This window comes from Citrobacter sp. wls613, assembly GCF_005281195.1.
Classification (GTDB): domain Bacteria; phylum Pseudomonadota; class Gammaproteobacteria; order Enterobacterales; family Enterobacteriaceae; genus Citrobacter; species Citrobacter gillenii.
Genome location: NZ_SZXN01000058.1, coordinates 63,260 through 69,301, shown reverse-complemented (window position 1 = coordinate 69,301; position 6,042 = coordinate 63,260). Strand labels below are relative to the sequence as shown.

The following is a 6,042-nucleotide window of genomic DNA, read 5'->3' as shown; positions in this document are numbered from 1 at the left end:
GCTGACGGCAAGCGTGGAGCTATAGCTGCCGGTAAAGGCGGTACTGTGATCGCGGTCCTGCGTGTCGTAGCTATCGGTGAGATAGGCGCTGAGGTTGCCATACAGACCATCAATACGACCGTTGACGCCGCTGTCGAGGGTATCAGTATTAATACCGCCAAGGCTCACACCCACTTCTTTATGGTTGACGTTATCGTCATACCAGGTCCGTGCCAGATTCCAGGATGTCTGGTCGCTACTGTTTTTACTAGTGCGATAATCGGCACCGATGGTGGTGCTACGGCTGCGCGCGTTATTATCCTGGCGCGGCATCTCACTGAAGGTAAACATAAAGTAGGCACCGTTATCGTTGCCGGTGCTGTCGTTGTTGTTACGCGTAAATACGCCGAGGTTGGTGTTCAGGATCCAGCTAGTCAGGCTGAAAGAGCGTGAGGCGCTAAACTGGATAGTATCTGAGGTGGAATTAGCGCTTGCCTGGTTGAAATAGTTATCACTAAAGTCTTCGTCGTTGTCCCAGCGCGTGCGATAGTCCGCATGGTTGCGGGTGCGGTTCCAGTTTAAGGAAAGGCTCCAGCTTAAGATGTTTTGTGATAGACCTGCGCTGATGCTTTCAAAACAGTTGAGATCGTAATCTTCAGAATCAGTATCGCCGGAACACTGACCGCCGCTAGTATCTTTTCGGTACAAGTTCAGTGAGGGCAAGTTCTCCACCCGCCAGTTGAGCTGCTGCATGTTACCGCGGCCACCCTGGTCGTTATAGAAAAAGCCGGTTTGCAGATCCATATCACCCAAAGCACCCAGTGCCGGGGTGATATGACCGTTAACTTCCGCAGAAAAGTTATTGTCTACCGAGGCCACGCCGAGCATCAGCTCGCTTTGTGCCGTTACCGGAAGCCGCACGCCAGCCTGGGCAGAGGTGGAACCGTCATCGCTATAGCTTGTTGATGAACTGGAGTCATCCGCCAGTTTACCCGCCTGGATAAACCACTGGGCATGGCCGTCCGTTATGCTCCCCGTTTTGGTAAAAGGAACCACTTCAGTACGGGCAAGCTGATTGCTTTCATAAATTTTCAGCTGAAGGGTGTAGCTCCCTGACGGGAACGAGCTGGTGTCGAGTGACTGATTGCCGCCGTTTAAGTAAAACGAACCGAGCAGTTGGTTATCGCGATAGGCATCAACGCGTGAGCTGCGCGAAAGCAATACGTTGACCGGTGTGCCCTGGCCCGCCTGTTCGCGGTTGAGATAGCTCAAGGTCGATCCTGCGCGAACCCCGTCAAAGGCGTCAAGCGGCAGGAAGGTGAAATTAAAGTTACCGCCATCAAGATTAAACAGGCTGCGGCTATCCATTCGCCCGCCCTGAACGTAAAAGCGGCTCATGAGATCGTAGCGATAGTACAGTTCGCTGACGTCAACATCAGTCTCGGTTTCACCATCGCTCTCGTTGCCATTCAGGCTCCAGTAACCGCCAATGTAGCTGTTATCGGTGATGCCTAATGCGCCCGTACCTTGCAGATATGCCGATTTAAAATCGTCCTGGATGGCGACGTTAATATCCTGCTGATGGATGAACGCGTTAACGATATCATCATCCTGGCTTGCTTTCAGATAGAGAGCGGTTTGGGTGCTGTCGGGATACCACTCTTTATTTAAGAAGAGATTGACGGCGTTCTGTTCGTCATTATAAATCAGTGCGACGTCGTTAGTGGTGAGATAACCGCAGCCAGCGCCGCTGTTTACCGTCGAACAGGCAAGTTCACCGTGACGTTCAAGAGGTTGGCTGAGTTTTGCTGCAACGGTTTTGATACGAGCCTGATCGTTACCCAGCGCCATTGCGGAGATGATCTTTTGGGGCTGTTCAAACTTAACGGTATCAAGGTTAACGGTGGCATAAAACTTACCCAGATTGCGTCCTGCAAGATAGACGTCAATATATTCCTGCTGGCCCTGTACAATGGCTTCAAATCCTGGTGGAATTGCGTCTGTTCGCCGCGCGTAAGCCGTATTGAGCATGGAAAAGATTAATAGCCCAAGAATTGATTTTTTCATCACTCAATCATCGTCCTTGATATAACAAAAATGAACCGAAGAAGACTCTTCGGTTCATTGGATTTATTGCGGAAAATTAAGGCTGAGCAGTAGCAGTCTGGTACAGGTAGATGCTGACAATGCCCTGATAGGTACCAGTAGTCAGAGGTTCCTGCGTGGTCTGTGCGATCTGCAGGGCTTTAGCTACAGAACCTGTTTTCAGTGCGGTATCAGCATTCGGGAACAGTTCTTTTGCTGCCAGAGTTACCGCGGTAGTAGACAGCGCTTCGCCGCCCCAGGAAACGGTCATCGGAACGGTGTCACCACCCAGGCTGTTAACCAGAACGGCATCGCTGGTCAACTGCATCATGACATCACTTGTCACGTCGTTTGCCCAGATTTTGGTCTGCAGCTGGTAAGGAACCAGACCGGTGCCTGGGATATACTGCATATCAACGTTTTTTGGCAGCGCAGAGTTATCAACCTGAGTCATATCCAGCGCGGCATCAACGGTTGCAGTAACGGTAATATCTTTCTGTACTGCCATTGCAGAACCCATTACAGAAACCATTGCCAAAGCGAGTAAGGATTTAGAGATAACTGATTTCATTTACTTATATTCCATGTAATAAATTACTGATTAATGAATTGGGAAGTCCTGCGAGTGCTTTGACTTGTCAATCCAGTTCCAATACTGAACAACGACCCGGTCGTAATTCAATATGTTTTTAGGTACATAGCTAGCGCGTGGGTAAATATTATTACCAACATCCTGCCATGCACAGTCTTTGTCTGATTGTGATTTTTTACACAATCCTATTTTTAATATTTTAAAACGCTGGTTACCGGTGTTTGTTATTTTTCCATCGGCAAGTAGGTTGATTTTTAGCTGCGGGTTTTCTGGTGGGACGCTGACGAGTACACCCCAGATAAGATTAATGGTTAACTGCGACTTGGTATTTTGAGTCCCTTCAAGCGGGTCATCAAGCTGCGGTACTGCCTCGAACTTCACACGGTAGGTTGTCTCTTCCTTTACCGGCTCCATTGCGACCAGTCGTACCATTTTAGTGGCGCCAGCGGGGAGGGCGAATTTGGGAGGCATAACGACAATCGCGGTAGGATCGCCATTTTTGATTTCAGTTTCTTTTTCTTGGGTTGTGCCGATACCGGTAATATTAAGAATTGACGTCTTAATATATTGCACATCGCTGGAGCGAGAAATAACACGTACGCTGCTTTCGCCTTGATCGTTCATATCAACTGACATGGGATAGACGGACATATTTGCGTGGCAGAGCGGGGCCAAACATGCTAGTGAAATAGCACACAGGTTTAACTTTAGTGTCATGTTATAATTCCCTGTTAGTCATTCTGTTATTCAGCATCCTGTTGAATAAGTAATGCGCTAGTTATGGTTTAATATTTAAAGTAAGAAAGTGTTATGGAATGAGGTAAAATTATACTTTTTACGATTCGCAATAAAGTGTGTTTTCCTAAAAAGTATATTAAGGAAAGATTAAATCATATTTTGCGTGAATGGATTTCAATGTTATATAATATCTTATTTATTGGTTTCATTATGTTATAAATAAAAAACACTTCTTTAGCTATTTGTGCTACATGGTTTTTTTGGGATTTTATGAATTTAGCCAGCATTTATAAGATTCAATGATATTAGGTGTTTGATGTATTAAATGACTGCTAAAAGCATCAACCAGCGCTGATGAAGGGCGATGTAAAGGATGTACTAGACTTACGGTAAACGGCACTGAAACGCTAAATCGGCGGATAACGATCCCACTGCTGGCATAGTCCATCGCCGTCAGCGGATTCACAACAGAGATCCCCACGCCAGCGCGTACCATCGCGCAAATAGAGGCGGCACTATGGGTTTCAATCACCATCCGGCGTTTGACCTGGTGCTCGTTAAACAGGGTATCCAGCAGTTGGCGGTAGCTGTCGGTGCGGGACAGACTAATATAGTTTTCGCCCTGAAAATCTTGCGGTGTTAAGACCGTTTTTTCAGCCAGCGGATGCCCTTGCGGCAATACGCAAACTTCGTCAAGTGAGAGTAACTCCGTGCGCTCGGTCCCGGCGGGGGTATGGACTGTTTCCGTTATCCCTAAATCATGACGCTGTGCCGACAGCCACTCCTCCAGCAGCGGAGACTCCTGCGGCACAATCTGAATATTGACCTGTGGATAGCGTGCCAGAAACGGTTGCAGCAGCGAGGGCAAAAAGGATTGTGAAAAGACCGGCAGACAGACAATTGATAACTCCCCCTGGCGGAACTCGCGCAGGCTTTCTGCGGCACTGACGATGCGGTCTAGGCCGTACCAGGAACGCTGCACTTCTTCAAATAACCGTAACCCTTGCACCGTTGGGTGCAGGCGACCACGGCTGCGCTCGAAAAGCTTTAATCCTAGCACCTGTTCAAATCGCGCCAGCTCGCGGCTGACGGTCGGCTGCGAGGTATTTAGCATCCGCGCGGCTTCCGTCAGATTACCCGCCGTCATAATGGCGTGAAAAATTTCGATATGGCGCAGGTTAACGGCAGGCATGGGTAATCCTCGAATAAACAGTCCATATCATTTTTGCATAGACTCGCGATAAAACGATATTTTTTATTCTGTTCAGGCTGTGGCGTAATCATAAAAAACAGATACCGGAGTTCGCTATGCCACGTCCACTCAACAATACCGATACTGACCTGACCGCTGACAACCTGCTGCGCCTGCCCGCCGAATTTGGCTGCCCGGTGTGGGTTTACGATGCACAAATCATCCGCGAGCAGATTGCCAAACTGAGCCAGTTTGATGTGATTCGTTTTGCCCAAAAGGCGTGCTCGAATATTCATATTCTGCGCCTGATGCGTGAGCAGGGCGTGAAGGTGGATTCTGTCTCATTAGGTGAGATTGAACGTGCGCTGGCGGCAGGGTATGTCGCGGGGAAAGATGAGATTGTCTTTACCGCCGATATGATTGATGAAGCGACGCTGGCACGGGTGCATGAGCTGCAAATCCCCGTTAACGCCGGGTCGGTGGATATGCTTGAGCAACTGGGCCAGGTATCGCCGGGTCACCGCGTGTGGCTGCGTGTTAACCCTGGTTTTGGTCATGGGCACAGCCAGAAAACCAATACCGGCGGTGAAAATAGCAAGCACGGGATCTGGTATAGCGACCTTCCGGCGGCGCTGGAAGTGATCCAGCGCTACCAGCTAAAACTGGTCGGTATTCATATGCATATCGGCTCCGGCGTGGACTACGGTCATCTGGAGCAGGTGTGCGGCGCGATGGTGCGTCAGGTGGTGGAGTTTGGTCAGGATCTTGAAGCGATCTCGGCAGGCGGTGGTTTGTCGATCCCGTATTGTGAAGGGGAAGAGGCGATCAACACCGATCACTACTTTGGCCTGTGGAATACTGCGCGTGAGCAAATCGCTAAACACCTGGGGCATCCGGTGAAACTTGAGATCGAGCCTGGTCGTTTCCTGGTGGCCGAAGCAGGCGTGCTGGTGGCGCAGGTGCGCAGCGTTAAAGAGATGGGTAGCCGTCACTTTGTGTTGATCGACGCGGGCTTTAACGATCTTATGCGTCCGGCGATGTACGGCAGCTATCACCACATTTCGGCGCTGGCGGGCGATGGTCGTCCGCTGTCGCAGGCCGCGCAGATTGAAACGGTAGTGGCTGGGCCGTTGTGCGAATCTGGTGACGTTTTCACTCAACAAGAGGGTGGGAAAGTCGAAACGCGTCTGCTGCCAGCGGTTGTTCCGGGCGATTACCTGGTGCTGCACGATACCGGGGCGTACGGTGCGTCGATGTCGTCGAATTACAATAGCCGTCCGCTGCTGCCGGAAGTGCTGTTTGATAACGGCGTGGCGCGGTTGATTCGTCGTCGCCAGACCATTGATGAGCTGTTAGCGCTGGAACTTATTTGAGAGATGGGATTCCCGGCGGCGCTGCGCTTGGCCGGGTGTAGGCCGGATAAGGCGGTAGCCGCCATCCGGCAATGTGCGCGGTG

The 6,042-nt window shown here is 50.2% G+C and carries 5 protein-coding genes; 1 reads left to right on the top strand and 4 read right to left on the bottom strand.

The window, feature by feature from the left end; translation table 11 throughout:
* From FDX01_RS13405 to FDX01_RS13390, 4 genes are all read right to left on the bottom strand, one after another.
* Positions 1-2,046, bottom strand: a 2,046-nt coding sequence (locus tag FDX01_RS13405; protein ID WP_249360977.1) for a TcfC E-set like domain-containing protein, incomplete at its 3' end; no start/stop codon positions are given.
* Positions 2,047-2,122: 76 nt separating this feature from the next.
* Positions 2,123-2,635: a CS1 type fimbrial major subunit gene (locus FDX01_RS13400; protein ID WP_137399919.1), complete on the bottom strand. Its 513-nt coding sequence runs from the start codon at positions 2,633-2,635 to the stop codon at positions 2,123-2,125.
* A 30-nt stretch (positions 2,636-2,665) separates the two neighbouring features.
* A complete protein-coding gene (locus FDX01_RS13395; protein WP_115257561.1) occupies positions 2,666-3,373 on the bottom strand; it encodes a fimbria/pilus periplasmic chaperone in 708 nt (235 codons plus the stop codon).
* Positions 3,374-3,662: 289 nt separating this feature from the next.
* Positions 3,663-4,586, bottom strand: a complete 924-nt coding sequence (locus tag FDX01_RS13390; protein WP_062773249.1) for a LysR family transcriptional regulator — start codon at positions 4,584-4,586, stop codon at positions 3,663-3,665.
* A gap of 116 nt (positions 4,587-4,702) precedes the next feature.
* Between FDX01_RS13390 and lysA the strand changes: the two genes are divergently transcribed.
* Positions 4,703-5,959, top strand: coding sequence for a diaminopimelate decarboxylase (gene lysA / locus FDX01_RS13385; RefSeq protein WP_137399918.1), 1,257 nt, complete (start codon positions 4,703-4,705; stop codon positions 5,957-5,959).
* Positions 5,960-6,042: the final 83 nt, after the last annotated feature.